Annotated in this window: 17 protein-coding genes; 3 read left to right on the forward strand and 14 right to left on the reverse strand. The window is 62.2% G+C overall.

All coding sequences use genetic code 11. The annotated features are described in order from the left end of the window. Window positions 1–173: 173 nt before the first annotated feature. The 4 genes from QTA58_RS09140 to QTA58_RS09155 form a co-directional block, all read right to left on the reverse strand. Window positions 174–935 (reverse strand): M48 family metallopeptidase, encoded by a 762-nt coding sequence (locus QTA58_RS09140; RefSeq protein WP_289672524.1) that lies wholly within the window; start codon window positions 933–935, stop codon window positions 174–176. A 92-nt stretch (window positions 936–1,027) separates the two neighbouring features. Beyond that, the gene (locus QTA58_RS09145) at window positions 1,028–1,450 is read right to left on the reverse strand and encodes a DUF2852 domain-containing protein (RefSeq protein WP_085421617.1); all 423 of its coding nucleotides are present in this window, start codon (window positions 1,448–1,450) and stop codon (window positions 1,028–1,030) included. Between the two features lie 147 nt (window positions 1,451–1,597). Continuing rightward, window positions 1,598–2,881 carry a polyhydroxyalkanoate depolymerase gene (gene phaZ, locus QTA58_RS09150; RefSeq protein ID WP_085421616.1) on the reverse strand — a complete coding sequence of 428 codons (1,284 nt, stop codon included), beginning with the start codon at window positions 2,879–2,881 and terminating at the stop codon, window positions 1,598–1,600. A 290-nt stretch (window positions 2,882–3,171) separates the two neighbouring features. Then, on the reverse strand, window positions 3,172–4,014 hold the full coding sequence (locus QTA58_RS09155; RefSeq protein ID WP_289672525.1) for a fumarylacetoacetate hydrolase family protein: 843 nt from the start codon (window positions 4,012–4,014) through the stop codon (window positions 3,172–3,174). A gap of 157 nt (window positions 4,015–4,171) precedes the next feature. Here QTA58_RS09155 and QTA58_RS09160 point away from each other — a divergent pair, with 157 nt between their 5' ends. Continuing rightward, window positions 4,172–4,771 carry a nitroreductase family protein gene (locus tag QTA58_RS09160; RefSeq protein WP_289672526.1) on the forward strand — a complete coding sequence of 200 codons (600 nt, stop codon included), beginning with the start codon at window positions 4,172–4,174 and terminating at the stop codon, window positions 4,769–4,771. Window positions 4,772–5,002: 231 nt separating this feature from the next. Here the strand turns inward: QTA58_RS09160 and gyrB are convergent, their stop codons facing one another. From gyrB to QTA58_RS09185, 5 genes are all read right to left on the reverse strand, one after another. After that, window positions 5,003–7,438: a DNA topoisomerase (ATP-hydrolyzing) subunit B gene (gyrB, locus tag QTA58_RS09165; RefSeq protein ID WP_085421613.1), complete on the reverse strand. Its 2,436-nt coding sequence runs from the start codon at window positions 7,436–7,438 to the stop codon at window positions 5,003–5,005. 137 nt (window positions 7,439–7,575) lie between these two features. Continuing rightward, entirely contained in the window at window positions 7,576–7,941 is a 366-nt protein-coding gene (locus QTA58_RS09170) for a helix-turn-helix domain-containing protein (protein WP_289672527.1), read from the reverse strand. Continuing rightward, window positions 7,938–8,546 (reverse strand): Smr/MutS family protein, encoded by a 609-nt coding sequence (locus tag QTA58_RS09175; RefSeq protein WP_289672528.1) that lies wholly within the window; start codon window positions 8,544–8,546, stop codon window positions 7,938–7,940. The genes QTA58_RS09170 and QTA58_RS09175 overlap by 4 nt, the downstream gene beginning before the upstream one ends. Continuing rightward, a complete protein-coding gene (locus tag QTA58_RS09180; RefSeq protein WP_289672529.1) occupies window positions 8,543–9,661 on the reverse strand; it encodes a murein transglycosylase A in 1,119 nt (372 codons plus the stop codon). Before QTA58_RS09180 ends, QTA58_RS09175 begins: the two co-directional genes overlap by 4 nt. Next, a complete protein-coding gene (locus QTA58_RS09185) occupies window positions 9,658–10,356 on the reverse strand; it encodes a Tim44/TimA family putative adaptor protein (protein WP_085421609.1) in 699 nt (232 codons plus the stop codon). The genes QTA58_RS09180 and QTA58_RS09185 overlap by 4 nt, the downstream gene beginning before the upstream one ends. A 124-nt stretch (window positions 10,357–10,480) precedes the next feature. On the opposite strand from QTA58_RS09185, the gene QTA58_RS09190 reads away from it, so the two are divergent. Then, window positions 10,481–11,011 (forward strand): FxsA family protein, encoded by a 531-nt coding sequence (locus tag QTA58_RS09190; protein ID WP_289672530.1) that lies wholly within the window; start codon window positions 10,481–10,483, stop codon window positions 11,009–11,011. 125 nt (window positions 11,012–11,136) lie between these two features. Then, the gene (gene secB / locus QTA58_RS09195) at window positions 11,137–11,613 is read left to right on the forward strand and encodes a protein-export chaperone SecB (RefSeq protein WP_085421607.1); all 477 of its coding nucleotides are present in this window, start codon (window positions 11,137–11,139) and stop codon (window positions 11,611–11,613) included. Window positions 11,614–11,665: 52 nt separating this feature from the next. On the opposite strand, the gene dnaQ is transcribed toward secB, so the two are convergent. From dnaQ to QTA58_RS09220, 5 genes are read right to left on the reverse strand one after another with little or no spacing between them, the layout of a single operon-like run. Continuing rightward, window positions 11,666–12,382: a DNA polymerase III subunit epsilon gene (gene dnaQ, locus QTA58_RS09200; protein ID WP_289672531.1), complete on the reverse strand. Its 717-nt coding sequence runs from the start codon at window positions 12,380–12,382 to the stop codon at window positions 11,666–11,668. Continuing rightward, window positions 12,375–12,983, reverse strand: coding sequence for a dephospho-CoA kinase (coaE, locus tag QTA58_RS09205; RefSeq protein WP_289672532.1), 609 nt, complete (start codon window positions 12,981–12,983; stop codon window positions 12,375–12,377). Before coaE ends, dnaQ begins: the two co-directional genes overlap by 8 nt. Beyond that, window positions 12,980–13,840, reverse strand: coding sequence for a shikimate dehydrogenase (locus QTA58_RS09210; RefSeq protein WP_289672533.1), 861 nt, complete (start codon window positions 13,838–13,840; stop codon window positions 12,980–12,982). Before QTA58_RS09210 ends, coaE begins: the two co-directional genes overlap by 4 nt. Beyond that, window positions 13,833–14,426 (reverse strand): Maf-like protein, encoded by a 594-nt coding sequence (locus QTA58_RS09215; protein WP_289672534.1) that lies wholly within the window; start codon window positions 14,424–14,426, stop codon window positions 13,833–13,835. The genes QTA58_RS09210 and QTA58_RS09215 overlap by 8 nt, the downstream gene beginning before the upstream one ends. A gap of 32 nt (window positions 14,427–14,458) precedes the next feature. Next, a complete protein-coding gene (locus QTA58_RS09220) occupies window positions 14,459–15,280 on the reverse strand; it encodes a pyruvate, water dikinase regulatory protein (RefSeq protein ID WP_085421602.1) in 822 nt (273 codons plus the stop codon). Window positions 15,281–15,388: the final 108 nt, after the last annotated feature.

The raw sequence follows: 15,388 nt of genomic DNA on the forward strand, positions 1-15,388 counted from the left end.
CATCTCCCCTCAAGGGGGGAGATCGGGTGGGGGCGCGGGCTTCCTCAAACAACTGCGGTACAGGTCGGCGAGCCATTGCCTTGATGGGAAGGCCATGCCGCTTGTGATCTCCCCCCTTGAGGGGGAGATGTCCGGCAGGACAGAGGGGGGTACCAAAGCCCGACCGCTTCTCACTATTCAAAATCGATCGCGTGCAGTTGCGAGCCGTGCTGCCTGAGCCATTTGCGGGCTTCTTCCATGCGCGGGCAGAGCTCCCGGCAGAGCGCCCAGAATTTCGGGCCGTGGTTCATCTCCTTGAGATGCGCCACCTCGTGGGCAGCGAGATAATCGATGACCAGCGGCGGCGCCATGACGATGCGCCAGGAAAAGCTCAGGTTTCCATCCCAGGAGCAGGAACCCCAGCGGCTGCGGGTATCCTTCATGGCGATGGAGGCGACCGGCTTGCGGATGGCGGCAGCATGGCGGGCGACCAGGACCTCGAGATCCCTGCGCGCCTCCTTCTTGAGGAAGGCGGAGAGCCGCCGGCCCATGTGGTCCTCGAGGCCGCTGACCCGCAATACCGGTTCGCCGTCGATCACCACCGCCTCGGTCAGCCCGCGCAGGGTGCCGGTATGCTCGATGCGATGAGGCACGCCGCGGAAGGGGATGCGGCCATCGGGGCGGATCGGGTTGTCGGTCGAGAACTTCGCGAGCTTGGTCAACAGCCAGCCCTGATGCCGGTCGAGGAAATCGTCGATCTCCCGGCTTCGTAGCCCCGCCGGCACCGTGAGGTTGAGCGCCCGGCCGCCCGGCTCGATCCTGAGCGTGATGCGGGTGGCGCGGCGGTTTTCCCTGATCGTCAGGGGCATCGCCCGGTCGCCGACATGAAGGGTGCGCTTCACCGTTTCGAGCGGTCTCGATTTCGAACGGACAGGCTTTTTCAGAAGCGCGAACATGAACCCTTTCTAGCCGATTCCCGAGCATAAAAAAGCCGGCGTCCGAAAGACGCCGGCCCATGACCACGTTTCACGTGAATCCAAGCCGTCCGTTAGAGATCCACGACCGGGTTCTGCCCGGAGGAACCGTTCTTGCGCTCGCGCATGAAGCGGTCGAATTCTTCCTGGTCCTTGGCGCGGCGGAGCTCGCGGACGTAGTTGTCGAACTCTTCGCGCATCTCGTCGAGCTTGCGGCGCTCTTCTTCGAGGCGCTCAAGCTCGGCCTTGCGCCAGTCGTCGAAGGCGACGTTGCCGGTGGAGAAATGCGTGTTGTAGCGACGGCCCGCACGGCGGCAGCCGGCGAACATGCGATCGGCGCGATCGTTCGCATCGCGCTTGAAGCCGCGGAGCCTTTCTCCGAAGAGGATATAGGCGAGCATGGCCAGGCCCAGAGGCCAGAAGACCACGAAACCGAGCACCATGAGAGCGATGGTGGCCGGCGTCCAATCCGGACGAATCAATGCTGACTGGTTCATAGGTCACACCCTAGTTTTCTGCGGGTGGCCCTTGTGCCAGCCCGACTGAATCCGATTTGGTGAGACCATGATCCGCCTTCAAGAAGACGGAACATTAAATCGGGGAAAATGCTGAAATATAAGCCGGAATTCGCAATGCGGACCGGCTCAGCCCGCCTTGCCGCCCTTGATGACCCGCTTGACCGGGGTTTTCCTGGCCGGCGCCTTGGCATGCTTTTGGGTGAATGCAACGATGCGCGGGGCGATCTCGCGGCGGAAACGCGAGCCGTTGAAGACGCCGTAATGGCCGACATCGGGCTGCATGTAATGCATGCGCATGTCGTCCGGGATGTTCGGGCAGATGGTCTGCGCCGCCCTGGTCTGGCCGAGACCGGAGATATCGTCGTTCTCGCCTTCGATCGTCAGCAGCGCCACATGGCGGATCGCCTTGGTATCGACCGGCGTGACCCGGTGCATCATCTCGCCCTTCGGCAGGGAATGCCTGATGAAGACCGTATCGACCGTCTGGAGATAGAATTCCTCGGTCAGGTCCATGACCGCCAGGTATTCGTCGTAAAAGTCGCGGTGTTTTTCCGCGGACTCGCCGTCGTTCTGGACCAGGTGTTCGAAGAATTCCTTATGGGCGATCAGGTGCCGGTCGAGGTTCATCGACATGAAACCGGACAGTTGCAGGAAACCCGGATAGACGCGGCGCATGAAGCCCGGATGCGGCCAGGGCACGTTCATGACGACGTTGTCGCGGAACCATTCGAGCGGGTGTTCCTCCGCGAGCCGATTGACGGCCGTCGGATTGATGCGGGTGTCGATCGGGCCGCCCATGAGGATCATCGAGGCCGGAAGCATCGAATCCCGCTGCGATTCCATCACCGCCACCGCGGCCAGAACCGGCACGGAGGGCTGACAGACGCCGATGACATGGGTGCCGGCGCCGATGACATGCAGCATTTCGATGACGTAATCGATGTAGTCATCGAGGTCGAAACGGCCGTCGGTGACCGGCACCATGCGGGCGTCGATCCAATCCGTGATGTAGACATCCGCATGCGGAAGAAGCGCCTCGACCGTGCCGCGCAAGAGCGTCGCATAGTGGCCCGACATCGGCGCCACGATCAGGATCTTCTGGTCCGCCGCCCGGCCGGCCGGCAGGTCGCGGCGGAAATGCAGGAGATCGCAGAAGGGCTTTTTCCAGACGACCTCTTCCGTGACCGCCACCGTCCGGCCATCCACAACGGTCTCGGGAAGACCGAATTCCGGCTTGCCGTAACGGCGCGTCACGCGCTCGAAGACTTCGAGGCTTGCCGACAGCGTGCGGCCGAATTCGGTCTGCGACACGGGATTGAGCGGATTGGCGTAGAAGAAGCGCATCGCATCCGCCGCAGCGCGGAACGGCGCCATGGCCGCGTGATTCATCTCGTAGAATTGATAGAACATCGACGTGCCACCTCTCGTGATTTCCGACAGCGCGTTCGACGGAGATATCGAACCGATCGGTTCAGCAGCAATTGCGGGATAAGCTAGCACTTTTTTACTGCGGTGCAACATATGAGGAAATACCGGCCGGATTTGCCGAGGGAAGAAATCAGGTGGACGCCCAGTTCATCTGGTGTCCTTACAATGACATTCAAGGCTTAAAGTTCCGTCTTCCAATGGCGGTCAAGGACCCGTATCCGCCTCAGGCACGGGTCCTCTCATCATTTGATGCCTTGTCGGCGGCTTCCGGTTCAGACGTCGGCGACGAAAGTCTGGCGCTGCGTGCCGAGGCCTTCGATGCCGAGTTCGACGACATCGCCGGCCTTGAGATAGCGGGGCGGCTTCATGCCGAGGCCGACGCCCGGCGGGGTGCCGGTGGAGATGATGTCGCCCGGATGCAGCGACATGAATTGGCTGAGATAGGAGACGAGATAACGGACGCCATAGACCATGGTGCGGGACGAGCCGTTCTGCATCTTTTCGCCGTTGACGGTGAGCCACATGCCGAGGTTCTGCGGGTCGGCAACCTCGTCCTTCGTGACGAGCCAGGGACCGATCGGGCCGAAGGTATCGCAGGACTTGCCCTTGGTCCATTGGCCGGAACGTTCCGCCTGGAAGGCGCGTTCGGAAACGTCGTTGGTCAGGCAGTAGCCGGCAACATAGTCCAGGGCATCGGCTTCGGAGACATATTTCGCGGTCTTGCCGATGACGACGCCGAGCTCGACTTCCCAGTCGGTCTTCACGGAGCCGCGCGGAATGACCACGTCGTCGTTCGGGCCGCAGATGGCCGACGTCGCCTTCATGAAGATGATCGGCTCCGGCGGAACGGTGGCGCCCGTTTCGGCAGCGTGATCGGAATAGTTGAGACCGATGCAGATGAACTTGCCGGTGCCGGCGACGCAGGGGCCGATGCGGGCCGGCTGCAGTTCGGGCAGGGTTTCCGGATCGAGAGCGGCAATCTTCGCCAGGCCTTCCGAAGAAATGGCCGTGCCGGCGATATCGGCCACATGGCCCGAAAGATCGCGGATCTTGCCCTTGCCGTCCAGAATTGCCGGCTTTTCATGGCCCGGCTCGCCAACGCGCATCAATTTCAAAGGATATCCCTCCACTTGGTCGGTGAGTTTTATGGAGCAAGCCTCCCGGCTTGTCACCCCCGTTTTGCATCGGGAACGAAGCGTGTTGCCAACGGGACAAACCGGCCTATTCTTTTCCTTCCGGCCAGATCGGCAACAGTGATTTCAAGAGGATGCCATGACCAGCAGCAATACCCGCGACTCGGAATTCCCGATCGACGTCTTTTTCCTCGACCGCTGGTCGCCGCGCGCCTTCACCGACGAGACGATCACCCCGGAGACGATGCTGACCATACTGGATGCAGCCCATTGGGCGCCCTCCTCCGGCAACAACCAGCCCTGGCGCTTCGTCTATGCCCTGCGCGGAAAGCCTGCCTTTCCTGTCCTCGTCGACATCCTGAGCCCCGGAAACCAGCGCTGGGCGAAAAGCGCGGCGGCGCTGATGTTTGTCGTCTCGAAGACCTACCGGGTTTCCAAGGACGGCGAACGGAAGCTCGCCTATACCCATTCCTACGATACGGGTGCGGCCTGGTTCTCCGTCATCTGCCAGGCGATGAAGCTCGGCTATCATGCGCACGGCATGGAAGGGTTCGACAAGGAGAAGGCCGTGGAGGTGCTCGGCATTCCGGAAGGGTATCGCGTCGAGGCGGCGGCGGCGATCGGCCGGATCGCCGACAAGAGCACCCTGCCCGACGACCTCAGGGAACGGGAAGTGCCGAGCAAGCGGAAGCCGGTTTCCGAGATCGCCTTCGAAGGGAAGTTCACCGGCGAGCCTTGAGGGCCGGCCGGTTCCTTTCTGATGTGTTTCACGTGAATCCATATCCACAGGAAAGATTCACGTGAAACATTTTTCGGCTGGACAAATAAAGGCGGCGTTGCCGGGCGACCGCTAAAGTCTCCGCCGTCATCCTCGGGACAAGCCCGAGGATGACGATAAGTGTTCGGCGACATTTGCCACCAGACATCGCCTGGCAATTCGCGAGCCACCTTGTTCTCGCGATGCACCTCGTCAGATATCGAGATTGGCGACGCTCAGCGCATTGTCCTGGATGAATTCGCGGCGGGGCTCGACCTCGTCGCCCATCAGGCGCGAGAAGAGGCCGTCGGCGTCGGTCGCGTCGCTCACCTTCACCTGCAGCAGCGAACGGACATTGGGATCGAGCGTCGTTTCCCAGAGCTGCTCGGCATTCATCTCGCCGAGCCCCTTGTAGCGCTGCATCGACAAACCCTTGCGGCCCGACGCGAAGATCGAGTCGAGGAGTGCCCGCGGGCCGGAAATCTCCTGCTCGCCGTCCTTGCGGGCAAGAACCGGCGGCGTGTGGTAGATTTCCTGCAGGCGCTTCGTCATCTGGTCGATATGGCGGGCATCCGCCGAACCGATCAGCGCCACGTCGAGAACCGCAACCTCACGGACGCCGCGGACCATGCGCTCGAAGCGCAGGCCGCCCTCGCCCGTCACATGGCCGGTCCAGCCGCGCTCGGTTTCCTCCGCAATCATGTCGAGACGGCGGGCGACTTCGTCGGCCGTCTGCTGGGCGCGCTCGCGGTTGTCCGTCAGTTCCGGGTTCAGCGCGCCAGCGATCGCCGCCTGCTCGATGATCGACCGGTTGTAACGGGAATGCAGGCCGTCGACCAGCGAGCGGAGCCGCAGCGCGTCCTGGATGACTTCGCGGAGGTCCTGGCCGGCGCGCACCTCGCCGGAGCCGAGCGTCAGCGTCGCCTCTTCGAGGCCCATGCTGATCAGGTATTCCTCCAGCGCCGCCTCGTTCTTCAGATACTGGATCGACTTGCCGCGGGTGACCTTATAGAGCGGCGGCTGGGCGATATAGATATGGCCGCGTTCGATCAGCTCCGGCATCTGGCGGAAGAAGAAGGTCAGGAGCAGGGTGCGGATATGGGCGCCGTCGACGTCCGCATCCGTCATGATGATGATCTTGTGATAGCGCAGCTTCTCGGCATTGAACTCGTCCTTGCCGATCGACGTGCCGAGCGCGGTGATCAGCGTGCCGATTTCCTGGCTCGACAGCATCTTGTCGAAACGGGCGCGCTCGACGTTCAGGATCTTGCCGCGCAGCGGCAGGATCGCCTGGTTTTCGCGCGAACGGCCCTGCTTGGCCGAGCCGCCGGCCGAATCACCTTCGACGAGGAAGAGTTCGGACTTGGCCGGATCGCGCTCCGAGCAGTCGGCGAGCTTGCCGGGCAGCGAGGCGATGTCGAGAACGCCCTTGCGGCGCGTCAGCTCGCGGGCCTTGCGGGCCGCCTCGCGGGCGACGGCGGCCTCGACCACCTTGCCGACCAGGACCCTCGCTTCACTCGGATGTTCCTCGAACCAGGTGTTCAAAGCCTCGTTCACAAGGCTTTCGACCACGGGGCGGACTTCCGAGGAGACGAGCTTGTCCTTGGTCTGCGAGGAGAATTTCGGATCCGGAACCTTGACGGACAAGACGGCGGTCAGGCCTTCACGGCAGTCTTCTCCCTGCAGCGTAACCTTTTCCTTCTTGGTAATGCCGGAAGTCTCGGCATAGGACGTGACCTGACGCGTCAGCGCGCCGCGGAAACCGGCCATATGCGTGCCGCCGTCCCGCTGCGGGATGTTGTTGGTGAAGCAGAGCACGTTTTCGTGGTAGCTGTCGTTCCACCACATGGCCACTTCCACGGTGATGCCGTCCTTCTCGCCCTTGATGGCGACCGGCTTGTCGACGAGCGGCTTCTTGGAGCGGTCGAGATAACGGACGAAGGCTTCGAGGCCGCCGTCGTAGATCATCTCCTCTTCCTTGATATCCGGCTTACGCTTGTCCGTGAGCCGGATTCTGACGCCGGAATTCAGGAAGGCCAGTTCGCGCAGGCGGTGCTCGAGCGTGTTGTAATCATACTCGGTCATCGAGAAGGTTTCCGGGCTCGCGAGGAAAGTGACCTCGGTGCCCGAGCGGCCTTCGTAATCGCCGACCGCCTTGAGCGGCTCGTCGGCAACGCCATGGGTGAAGGAGATCTCGTGGATCTTGCCATCGCGGCGGATGCGCAGCCTCAGCCAGACGGAGAGCGCGTTGACGACCGAAACGCCGACGCCGTGCAGGCCGCCGGAGACCTTGTAGGAATTCTGGTCGAACTTGCCGCCCGCGTGGAGCTGGGTCATGATGACTTCGGCAGCGGAAACGCCTTCGCCGCTATGGATAGCAGTCGGGATGCCGCGGCCGTTGTCGGTCACGGTGACGGAGCCATCCGGATTGAGGGTGACGGTCACGAGGTCGGCGTGGCCGGCCAGCGCCTCGTCGATCGCATTGTCGACCACCTCGTAGACCATATGATGCAGGCCGGAGCCGTCGTCGGTGTCGCCGATATACATGCCGGGGCGCTTGCGGACGGCATCGAGGCCCTTCAGAACCTTGATCGAGTCGGCACCATATTCGGCACTCGCGCCATTCTCGCTGACGGGTGTATCGGTCATCAAATATCTTCCAATTCGTTTGAGATGCCGGTTAGCGAATCACCGGCCATTCCACCCTTAGATATAGGGAAATCGGGGCGGTTTCTAAAGGTTGAGCCCTGTGAAAGCGGCAGGAAAGCCGTGGATGCGTGCCGAATTTAACCGGAAAGACGGCTTTTCTTCAGCAGCGTGTCCATTTCTTCTATCACGTCCGGCGGCAAAGTGCGAATCCCTTGCGCGAGACGATTGGCGAAGGCCGTATATGCGGCCGGAAGTCCCGACGTATCCAGCACCACTTTCGGCCGGGACGCATCCGCAAGGCGGAACAATTCCTCCGCTTCATCCCAGATGACGTTGAAATAGCCGGCGATCCGCTGAAGAAGCTCGAAGGTCGGCCTGCCGCGCCGGCCATGTTCCAGAGCGGAGAGATAGGCCGGCGTGACGCCGATCGCCTCAGCGAGCTTGCACTGGGTGACGCCCTTGCGCCGGCGAAGCTCCCTGAGTGCCTGACCGAAAGGCGTCATTCCCAATCCTCCCGACCCCAATCCTCCCGGGTCCGACCTCCCCGATTGTCCCTGGGGTTGCGGGCGAGCCGCACATACATGGCGCCTTCGCCGCCGTGATGCCGCGCCGCCCATTCATAAGACGAGATCAGGAAGCGGAACTCCGCCTTGGAGAACCAGAGCGGAACCGCCCGGCGGAGAGCGCCTTCACTGCCCATCGAGCTGCCCTTGCCCGTTATGACAAGCACGTGGCGAAGCCCGCGCTCATGCGCCCTGAACAGAAAATCGAGCAGGAGATCGTGTGCCTCCGACTGGAACAGGCCGTGAAGATCAAGGCGCGCTTCGATCGGCAGGCGGCCCTTAGCGAGCTTTTTCTTCACCGGCTTTTCGAGAGGATGGTGAAAGCCGCCGGGTTTCCTCGCCTTCGGAGCCGCAATCTCCGCAGGCTGGCTTTCCGGCGCCGGAGCAGGTTTCGGCTTCGCCGCTTCCTCAGCGGCAAGCTTTGCCGCCTCCTCTTCCTCGAATTCGAGAATCTCCTTCATCCGGCCCGGCAGCGCACGGGTGGATTTCGCCACCTTGCCCCAAAGGATGCGTTCTTCCGGATCGAGTTTGCGACCGCTCTTCATCCGCCGTACCTGCTGGCTGCCGCCTTGGGGATGAGGATATAGAAATCCGCGTCGTTGCGCACCGTTCCCGCGAGATCTCCGGCCTCGAAGCCGGAACCGGTGAAGATATCGCCGCGCGCCGGACCGACGATCGCCGAACCGGTGTCGAGCGCCAGCATCAGCCGCCCGAACGGCTTTCCGCCATCCAGATGGGTGAGGCTTTCGGAGCGGATGAAGAAGGGAAAGCCGAAGGTGTGGATCTGCCGGTCGACGGCAAGCGACCGGCCGGCAATCAGCGGCACCTTGGCGGCGGCGACGGGCCCGAGCGACGGATCGGAAACGTCCGCATCGCGAAAGAAGATGTAGGATCGATTGTGCCAGAGAACTTCGTCGACCTTAGCCGGATTCCGGGCGAGCCAGGCGCGGATGCTCTGCATGGAAATCTCCGCAGGATCGATCTCGCCGCGATCGATCAGGAGCTTGCCGACCGGAGAGAAAGGATGGCCTGCCTTGGCCGCATAGGTGATCCGCCGCACTCTTCCGTCGGGATACTTCAGCCGCGCCGCGCCCTGCACATGGGTGAAGAAGACATCGATCTTCGATTTCGCATAGGCGATCTCCAGACCCCTGCCCTCGAGAAAGCCGCGATCGATCTCGCCGCGATCCGGATAGGGCCCAATGCCATCAGGCGTACGGTGCCCAAACATGTAGCCGGAGTCCATTCCGGCCGGCCGGTTCGTTTCATCGAGATCGACGAGATCGTCCGGCCGATAGTAGAAGGGGTGGGCCCAGACCGCGTCGCGGGTCTCCGATACCTCGACCTCGGGTTCGTAGAAGGCAGTGACGAAGCCGCGCCGGCCGTCAGTACGGGAGATGAGGAACGGCGTACAACGGTCTTCGAAAAGGGCGCGGGCAGACGCAGGATCCGCCGGCGCATCGCCAACGCCTTCTATGAAATCGGCAAGCTCGTCCGCCGTCAGGCCGAGCAAGCCCATGCGGTAAGGCTTGACCTTGCGGATATGCTCCAGGCAGGCCCGCAGACCGGCAAAGAGTACAGCAGGGTCGTCATTCTCCCACCCCGCGAGGTCGGAAAAGGGAACCGGCCGAAGCGTGAAATCCGCGAAACTGCCGGTCATTGCTCGGATTCGGTGGCGACCAGCTTCCAGTTCGGATCGCGCGAGCGGATATCGCGGGCGAAGGTCCATATATCCGTGACCTCCGCGACAGTTTCCTGGTCGCCCTCGATCAGCGTGCCGGCCTTGTCGTAGGTGGCGGAGATCAACTGGCTGACGATGCGGACCGTAATCTGCGCCTCGGTATCCTTGATCACCGCCTGGGTGATATCGGCCTTGTCGATGCCGACGAAGGTGGATTTCACGACCTCACCCCTGGCTTCACGTTCGGAAATCGCCGCATCGAACCCGTCATAGACTTCCTTGGACAGAAGGCCTTTCAACGTCTTCCGGTCGCCGTCCGCGAAGGCCATGACGATCATCTCGTAGGCCATGCCGGCGCCATTCAGGAAATCGCGGGGGCGGAAGGAGGGATCGACCTTGACCATTTCGCGAAGGGCTGCATTCAGCGGCGTGTCGGGCTTCGCCACGGCATCGATATCCGCATAGCGCTGCTCATCGTCCTGCGAATCACGGCGCGGCAACGTCACGACCTTCCCGTCGTCGCCGTTCGGATTCTTCGCGACATCCCGGGAACTGAAGGGATCGAACGGCGGCTTCTCGTTTCCCGTCCGCCGGCCAAGCACACTGCGCAGTTGCAGGAAGATCAGAACAGCGGCGACAAGAAAAAAGAGTGTTATAAAATCGTTGGAGCCCATCTTAACCCGCAATTGCCGTTTAAATGTTCGGTGCACCTTCTCATATAGTCCGCATCCGCCGATCATTCAAATGGCGAAGATGTTAGCGCCGGGATGCCGCCGGCTTGTAAGAACTGGGAACATCATGCGTTTCTTTCTCGTGCCCCTCATTCTCATCGGTTGGCCGCTCGCGGAAATCGCGGGCTTCGTGCTCGTGGGGCGCGCGCTCGGGCTCTGGGCAACGCTCGGCCTGGTGATCGGCACGGCGGTGCTCGGCGCGGTGCTGCTCCGCAGCCAGGGCATGCATATCCTGCGGCAGATCTCCACCGAAGGCCGCGAAGGCCGCATGCCGGCGAGAACCCTCATCGATGCCGCGATGATCGTCGTTGCCGGCATTCTGCTTCTCCTGCCGGGCTTCATCACTGATATCATCGGGCTGGCGCTGTTCATTCCCTTCGTGCGCGGCCTCCTCTGGTCGCTGATCGGCCGGCGCATCGTGGTGGTACGGTCGCCCGGCAGCACGAGCTACCGCTACGACGGCGGAAGACCTGCGCCGGAGGGAAGGACGCCGGGTCCGGTGGTCGATCTGGACGAACAGGACTTTCATCGCAATCCCAATTCGCCCCCGCCCAATTCCTCTTCTCCCTGGGCCGGGCCACGCAGCGGGGAACCTTGAGCGGGGAACCTTGAGCGCCCGGCCGGGTTTGCCAAGCCAATAAGCCGGAACGCCCCATTTGGCCTTGAAACGTTCCGGCCCTAGATGTTAGAGGGCCTCAACGCTCAAAGCCTCGAGGAAGTCCCATGGCAGACGAAAACAACCAGGCGGCCACGCCGTCTCTCAACATCCTGGCGCAGTACACCAAGGATCTCTCCTTCGAGAACCCCGGCGCACCCCGCTCGCTGCAGGCGCGCGACAAGGCGCCGGCGATCACGATCAACGTCAACGTCAACGCCAACCCCCTCTCCGAGGCGGATTTCGACGTCGTGCTGACGCTGAACGCGGAAGCCAAGGACGGCGACAAGGTCGTCTTCGCCGCCGAACTGGTCTATGGCGGCGTCTTCCGCATCACCGGCTTCCCGCAGGAGCACATGCTGCCGCTTCTCTTCATCGAATGCCCGCGGCTGCTCTTCCCCTTCGCCCGCCAGATCATTGCGGACGTCACGCGCAACGGCGGCTTCCCGCCGCTGATGATCGATCCGATCGATTTCGCGCAGATGTTCACGCAGCGCATGGCCGAAGAACAGGCCCGCTCCAAGGTGCAGGCGCTCAACAGCTGAGCCGGTCAAAAGCCGATCATGACAGGAAGCCCGGGCACGACCCCGGGCTTTTTTATTCGGCGGCCTGCTCGATGGGCTCGTATTCGAGCCAGATCGACTTGCCCTTCATGGATGCGACCATGGCTGCATGGGCTTCGAGCTCCAATTCCGTCAGCCGATTCGGCAAAGCCCTTGGACGGCCGGTAACGCTCACCACGACTTCCTCGACATCGATCACCGTGGTGGACTGCTCGGCGCCCGTCAAGCCGAGGGCAGCCTGCCGGCCACCGGTCATCTCGATATAGACTTCGGCCAGAAGCTCGGAGTCGAGAAGCGCCCCGTGCTTGGTGCGGTGGGCATTGTCGATGCCGTACCGGCGGCAGAGCGCATCAAGCGAATTCGGCCCCATCGGATGCTTGCGGCGGGCCATGGCCAGCGTATCGACGACCCGGTCCATCTGCACCGGCGGAAGCCCAAGCCGTTCGAATTCCGCATTGATGAAGCCGATATCGAATGTCGCGTTATGGGCGATCCATTTGGCGCCTTCGAAGAATTCGACGATCTGCCCGGCGACGTCGGCGAAGCTCGGCTTGTCCTTCAGGAATTCGTCGGTGATGCCGTGAACGGCGAGCGCATCCGGATGAACCTTCCGGTTGCCCGGATTGATATAGAGGTGCAGCGTCTTCCCGGTCGGAAAATTGTTGATCAGCTCGATGCCGCCGATCTCGATCACCCGGTCGGATTTCGTTTCGAGACCTGTGGTTTCCGTATCGAAGATGATTTCACGCATCTGACTTTTCGCTCGTCTTTCCGGCTCTCAGGGAGGCGATGACTTCCCGCACCCTCTCCCTCGCCGCTTCCAGTCCGAGCCCCGTATCGATCAGGAAGTCGGCTCTTTTCCGCTTTTCCGCATCGGGCATCTGGCGGGAGAGAATCATTGCCAATTTTTCCCCCGTCATGCCCGGTCGCGCAAGCACTCTTTCGCGCTGGATCTGTGGATCGCAGGTCACGACGACGATTACATCGACCCGGCCTTCGCCCTTCACCTCGAAGAGCAGCGGGATATCGAGAAGCACGAGATCGGCGCCGGCTTCCCGGTGACGCGTCAGGAAATCGAGTTCACGGCGGCGCACAAGCGGATGCACGATCGCTTCAAGAACGGGAAATTTTTCCGGCTGGGCAGCGAGCTGACGGGACAATTCCTGCCGGTCGATGACACCATCCTTCACGGTGCCGGAGAAGGCTTCACCGACAGGCCCTACCGCATCGGTGCGGTAGAGATCATGGACCACCGCATCGGAATCGTTCACCGGCACGCCTTCGTCCGCGAACATTTTCGCGGTCGTGGATTTCCCCATGCCGATGGAGCCGGTGAGGCCGATGACGATCATCCATGTCCTTCCATGTCGGCGACGACGAGATCGCGAAGCGCCTTGTCGACCACCGGTCGGCGGCCGAACCATTTTTCGAAACCCGGCACGGCCTGGTGCAGGAGCATGCCGAGCCCGTCGACGGTGGCAAATCCCTGCTCTTCGGCCTGGGCCAGCAAGGGCGTTTTCAGCGGCACATAGACGATATCGGTGACAACGGCGCCATCCAGAAGCGGCGAGAAGTCGATCCGGGGCGCCTCGCCGCCGTCCATGCCGAGCGAGGTCGTGTTCACGAACAGGCCGGCACCCGACATCACCTCGCCCAGCGCTTCCATCGGGTGGGCATGCACCTTCGGACCGAAGCGATCGGCAAGTTCCTGCGCGCGGGAAACGGTGCGGTTGACCACATGGATCTCACCGATGCCGCGATCGCGGATGGCCTGGATGACCGCACGGCTTGCGCCGCCGGCGCCGAAGACCACGGCATGCCGGGCCCGGTCCCAGCCAGGATGGCGGTCGTCGAGATTGGCCGTGAAACCGTAGCCGTCGGTATTCGTGGCGTGGAGCAGGCCGTCTTCCATCCAGAGCGTGTTCGACGCTGCGAGCTCCTCGGCCAGCGCGTCCGGCCGGTCGGACAGCTTGAAGGCCAGTTCCTTGTGCGGGATCGTGACATTGCCGCCGCGATATCCGGATGTGCCATTCTTCAAGGACCGAATGAAGATCGGAAAATCCTCTTCGGAGACCGGTTCGGCCCTATAGGTGCCGGCGATGCCGAACTGCTTCAGCCAATATCCGTGGATCAGCGGCGATCGCGAATGCTTCACCGGCCAGCCCGTGACGAAGGCGTTAACCAAGAATGTTTCACGTGAATCAGCCATCGATGGCTCCGAGTTCGCGCAGCTTCTCCAGGAGCGGCAGCATGGGCAGGCCGAGGATGGTGAAATAATCGCCCTCTATCCTCGAGAAGAGCTGGATGCCCTCGCCTTCCAGCTGATAGGCGCCGACGCTGCCGAACACCCGTTCGCCGACCCGCGACAGATAGCGATCCACGAAGCTCTCGCTCAGCGTCCGGACCGTCAGATCCGCATGGGCGACATGCTCCCAGACGACCTCATTGTTCCTGGCGAGTGCGATCGCGCTGTTCAGCCGGTGGGTCTTGCCGGAGAGCGACAGCAGGCTTTCCTTCGCTTCCGCAAGAGACTTCGCCTTGTGATAGACGCGGCTGCCGAGCGACATGGTCTGGTCCGAGCCGATCACCAATGCCCCCGAAAAATGGCTGCCAACCTCCAGAGCCTTGGCTTTGGCAAGCGACAAGGCCACCTCATCGGGAGAGGCGCCTTCGAGGCCCGCCTCGATCTTCCGCTCGTCAATATCCGCAGCACGGCTCTCAAAAGCGAGACCGGCATTTTCCATCAGCATCCGGCGGAATGGGCTGGAGGAGGCAAGGACAAGGGGCGGTGACACGAAAAAATCTCCCTGAGGCGATGGCAGTCCGCTTAACGCAGCTTCGGGCGCAGCGCAACGATCGCGGCCGCCGTCTCTTCGATCGAGCGCCGCGTCACATCGATGATCGGCCAATTGTGCCGGGCACAAAGCGCGCGGGCATATTTCAGTTCCTCGTTGATCGTCGCACGGTCCGTGTAATGACGACGATCAAAGCCCTGCGTCGCCCCCAGCTCGCGATGTTCGCGCACCTGGCTGATGCGGTCCGTCGTCGCGACCAGGCCGACGATCAACGGGTGCGTGGCCCGATAGAGGCTTTCCGGCAGATCGACGCCCGGAACGATCGGGATATTGGCCGTCTTGATTCCGCGATTCGCGAGATAGATACTGGTCGGCGTTTTCGACGTGCGGCTGATGCCGATCAGCACGACATCCGCCTCGTCGTAATCTTCGGGCAGCTGCCCGTCATCATGATCCATGGTGAAGTTGAGCGCTTCGATGCGCTTGAAGTAATCGGCATTCAGCGCATGCTGGGCTCCGACACGACGGCGCGACGGCGCACCGAGATAGGCCTGGAATGTCGCCATGACCGGCTCGAGCACGTTGACGCAAGGCAGGCCCATCTCGCGGCATCGCTGATCGATGAACCCTGCGAGCTCCTGATCGACAATGGTATAAAGGACGATCCCCGGCTCTTCGTCGACGGCATCGAGTACCGCCAGGAGCTGCTTCCGGTTCCGGATCAGCGGGTAGACATGCTCGATCGCCAGCGACGACTGGAACTGCACCGACACGGCCCGGCCGGCGGAGATGAGAGTCTCGCCCGTCGAGTCAGATATCAGGTGCAGATGGAAGAAGTTTTTTCTGTTCTCCACGCTAAACTTAACCCTTTGTTGACAACTCGGGAGAGACGATCGGCATATTGAGGGGCCCGTTCCGCCTCCGGGAAAACCGGCTCGTTTTCCACATCCGCAAATTCATCG

The organism is Neorhizobium sp. CSC1952, from assembly GCF_030378245.1.
Classification (GTDB): Bacteria; Pseudomonadota; Alphaproteobacteria; order Rhizobiales; family Rhizobiaceae; genus Neorhizobium; species Neorhizobium oryzae_A.

What these genes read in the sequence shown, in the direction of transcription:
- gyrB (WP_085421613.1), bottom strand. Translation starts at nt 7,438, where the DNA reads ATGACCGATACACCCGTCAGCGAGAATGGCGCGAGTGCCGAATATGGT.
- dnaQ (WP_289672531.1), bottom strand. Translation starts at nt 12,382, where the DNA reads ATGCGTGAAATCATCTTCGATACGGAAACCACAGGTCTCGAAACGAAA.
- QTA58_RS09170 (WP_289672527.1), bottom strand. Translation starts at nt 7,941, where the DNA reads ATGACGCCTTTCGGTCAGGCACTCAGGGAGCTTCGCCGGCGCAAGGGC.
- QTA58_RS09190 (WP_289672530.1), top strand. Translation starts at nt 10,481, where the DNA reads ATGCGTTTCTTTCTCGTGCCCCTCATTCTCATCGGTTGGCCGCTCGCG.
- phaZ (WP_085421616.1), bottom strand. Translation starts at nt 2,881, where the DNA reads ATGTTCTATCAATTCTACGAGATGAATCACGCGGCCATGGCGCCGTTC.
- QTA58_RS09145 (WP_085421617.1), bottom strand. Translation starts at nt 1,450, where the DNA reads ATGAACCAGTCAGCATTGATTCGTCCGGATTGGACGCCGGCCACCATC.
- QTA58_RS09210 (WP_289672533.1), bottom strand. Translation starts at nt 13,840, where the DNA reads ATGGCTGATTCACGTGAAACATTCTTGGTTAACGCCTTCGTCACGGGC.
- secB (WP_085421607.1), top strand. Translation starts at nt 11,137, where the DNA reads ATGGCAGACGAAAACAACCAGGCGGCCACGCCGTCTCTCAACATCCTG.
- QTA58_RS09180 (WP_289672529.1), bottom strand. Translation starts at nt 9,661, where the DNA reads ATGACCGGCAGTTTCGCGGATTTCACGCTTCGGCCGGTTCCCTTTTCC.
- QTA58_RS09185 (WP_085421609.1), bottom strand. Translation starts at nt 10,356, where the DNA reads ATGGGCTCCAACGATTTTATAACACTCTTTTTTCTTGTCGCCGCTGTT.
- QTA58_RS09175 (WP_289672528.1), bottom strand. Translation starts at nt 8,546, where the DNA reads ATGAAGAGCGGTCGCAAACTCGATCCGGAAGAACGCATCCTTTGGGGC.
- coaE (WP_289672532.1), bottom strand. Translation starts at nt 12,983, where the DNA reads ATGATCGTCATCGGCCTCACCGGCTCCATCGGCATGGGGAAATCCACG.
- QTA58_RS09140 (WP_289672524.1), bottom strand. Translation starts at nt 935, where the DNA reads ATGTTCGCGCTTCTGAAAAAGCCTGTCCGTTCGAAATCGAGACCGCTC.
- QTA58_RS09160 (WP_289672526.1), top strand. Translation starts at nt 4,172, where the DNA reads ATGACCAGCAGCAATACCCGCGACTCGGAATTCCCGATCGACGTCTTT.